Source organism: Dactylosporangium maewongense (genome assembly GCF_039531485.1).
Classification (GTDB): Bacteria; Actinomycetota; Actinomycetes; order Mycobacteriales; family Micromonosporaceae; genus Dactylosporangium; species Dactylosporangium maewongense.
On the sequence record NZ_BAAAQD010000055.1, the window covers coordinates 1 to 2,203 of the forward strand.

General features: G+C 67.8%; 4 protein-coding genes and 1 pseudogene. 2 read left to right on the forward strand and 3 right to left on the reverse strand.

Translation table 11 applies throughout. The annotated features are described in order from the left end of the window. Positions 1-106, forward strand: a pseudogene (locus ABD332_RS57850) (IS5/IS1182 family transposase); the annotation flags it as partial. Positions 107-225: 119 nt separating this feature from the next. After that, positions 226-432, forward strand: a complete 207-nt coding sequence (locus ABD332_RS57855) for a recombinase family protein (protein WP_344515349.1) — start codon at positions 226-228, stop codon at positions 430-432. 219 nt (positions 433-651) lie between these two features. On the opposite strand, the gene ABD332_RS57860 is transcribed toward ABD332_RS57855, so the two are convergent. The 3 genes from ABD332_RS57860 to ABD332_RS57870 all read right to left on the reverse strand — a co-directional run. Continuing rightward, a complete protein-coding gene (locus ABD332_RS57860) occupies positions 652-867 on the reverse strand; it encodes a hypothetical protein (protein ID WP_344515351.1) in 216 nt (71 codons plus the stop codon). A gap of 161 nt (positions 868-1,028) precedes the next feature. Continuing rightward, entirely contained in the window at positions 1,029-1,262 is a 234-nt protein-coding gene (locus ABD332_RS57865; protein WP_344515353.1) for a hypothetical protein, read from the reverse strand. A gap of 286 nt (positions 1,263-1,548) precedes the next feature. Continuing rightward, the coding region (locus ABD332_RS57870) for a tetratricopeptide repeat protein (protein WP_344515355.1) at positions 1,549-2,203 on the reverse strand (655 nt) is incomplete at its 5' end.

Consider the following 2,203-nt stretch of genomic DNA (forward strand, 5'->3'; position numbering starts at 1 on the left):
CTACCTGTATCTGGCCGCAGCCTTCGTCACAGTCCGTCAACTCATCCGCCGCGCCCGTGCGCTCTACCGCTGGGATACCCGACTCACCACCCGCAGGCTCAAGTAACGCCCATTTGCCGGTCGCTCTTAGACCTTTTTCTGTACGCTGCGGGGATGCCGCAGAACGAGCCCCGCCCGTCCCGACCCGAGGTCGCTGAAGGAATGGCTGCTGCCCGGGACCGCGGTGTGCGACTCGGGCGACCGCCCGCAGCGCTTCCCGAGGGCGCACCGCGAGCGGCAGAGCTCCGCGCCGCCGGCAACTCGCTGGCACAGATCGCCGCCGCCCTCAACGCCGAACAGGTCGCGACGCCATCCGGACGCGGGCAATGGACGAAGAGCAGCGTCCAGTACGTGCTGACCCGCTACGACCAGGAGCGCGCCGACGACGGTTAGCCAAGTCGCGCCGCTTGCTCAACCGTTCAGCGACAGGTTGATGCCAGTCAGTGCGCGCCGACAGGTTGATGTCAGCATCGGAAATGGGTTCGTTTCATGACCTGCCGCTGGTGATCCGGCGTTCGTAGGACTGGACACAGCACCCGCCCGGCGTTGAAGAGCTCGCCACCATACTGAACTGGACACTGCGGCGCACCACGGAGGCGCTCGAGCACGCCGTCAAGCCACGCCCATACGGATCGCGGATCCATGTTCGGAGCGGCGCCGGGCCCAATCGTCGCACTCGGCCATGAGCAGTTCGGCGAGGAACCCACGGTAGGTCATCTGGCTGCGGGCGGCAGCCTCGGCGAGTTCGGGGAACTGGCCGCGGATGGTCGGCAGGCGCAGCAGCCTGCAGACAGAGTCGATCGCCGCGTCGGCGGCCTGATGCACCACTGCCCAAGCCGAGCGCCCATGCCTCCTGGCCGCCTTCCAGGGGGCATGAGCGCGTTGTCCCCGTACCACGAGCGGAGCCTCGCTGGTTCAGCCGTACCGCTCTATGGGTTACGGATTTATTGCCCAGGCCAGTTTTTTTGGAATGTCATCGGCCCAGGCGCCTAGTCGCTGTGACTCGAAGCTAGTCGCAGCGATTTTCGCTGAAGTTTTTTGGGGGCATCGGCACTTTCCGCGGGGAGGGCGGCAAGCCCCACCGTCGTAAGAACCGCAACGACCAGCATGAGCATCTGAAAGGTGGTCGGCATTTCACCGTAGCCGGCAGCGCCTGAAGCCGCTGTAGCCAGGGCGGCAAGCGTGGTCAGCACGACAGTGCGGCGACGCAGCGAAAGGCGCATGAGTTTGATAGTGCACCACCGCTGCAAGCGCTACAAGCGGGGCCTGACAGGGCAACCTTCGGCGATACAGGGGACGTAACGCGTGTCCGTTCCGTCGCAACGTTGCACCCTCCGGCAGCGCCGACCTGCGGCGATGCAAAGTGAGTTCGGACGCTTCGGCCGTCTGGTGTTCGGATCTACATTGCATGTTCGGTGGCGAGTCGCCCGAACCCGCACCTGATCGGGGACATCGTGCCGCACGTTCGTCACGCTGCGGCGGCGGCTGTGATGGCGGCTGACTGTCGCGTTAGTTAGGTTCGTCGGTGCGGATGATCTGTTCGGCAATCGCGGCATTGCCGTCGTCCACACCGAGTTGCTGGTACAGCGTGACGGCTTCGGTGGCGGCGGTGACTGCCTCCCCGGACCGATCGGCCAGGCGCAGCGCGTCGGCAAGGCTGGTCAGTCCGTCGGCGAGGAAGTGCTGGTAGGCGGTGGGGTCGGCGGCGGCCAGCGCCCGACGGATGGTGACGGCTTCGGTGGCCGCGGTGACCGCCTCCCCGTACCGACCGGCCTGGCGCAGCGCGTCGGCGAGGCTGGTCAGTGCGTGGGCGAGGAAGTGCTGGTGGGAGGTGGGGTCGGCGGTGGCCAGACTCCGACGGATGGTGACGGCTTCGGCGGCGGCGGTGACCGCCTCCCCGGACCGATCGGCCAGGCGCAGCGCTTCGGCGAGTCTGACCAGCGCGTAGGCGAGGAGGTACTGGTGGGCGGTGGGGTCGGCGGCGGCCAGCGCCCGACGGATGGTGACGGCTTCGGTGGCGGCGGTGACCGCCTCCCCGTACCGGTCGGCCTGGCGCAGCGCGTCGGCGAGTCTGACCAGTCCGTCGGCGAGGAAGTGCTGGTAGGCGGTGGGGTCGGCGGCGGCCAGCGCCCGACGGATGGTGACGGCTTCGGTGGCCGCGGTG

Coding starts and splice junctions, on each gene's coding strand:
- ABD332_RS57865 (WP_344515353.1), bottom strand. CDS start 1,262: ATGCGCCTTTCGCTGCGTCGCCGCACTGTCGTGCTGACCACGCTTGCC.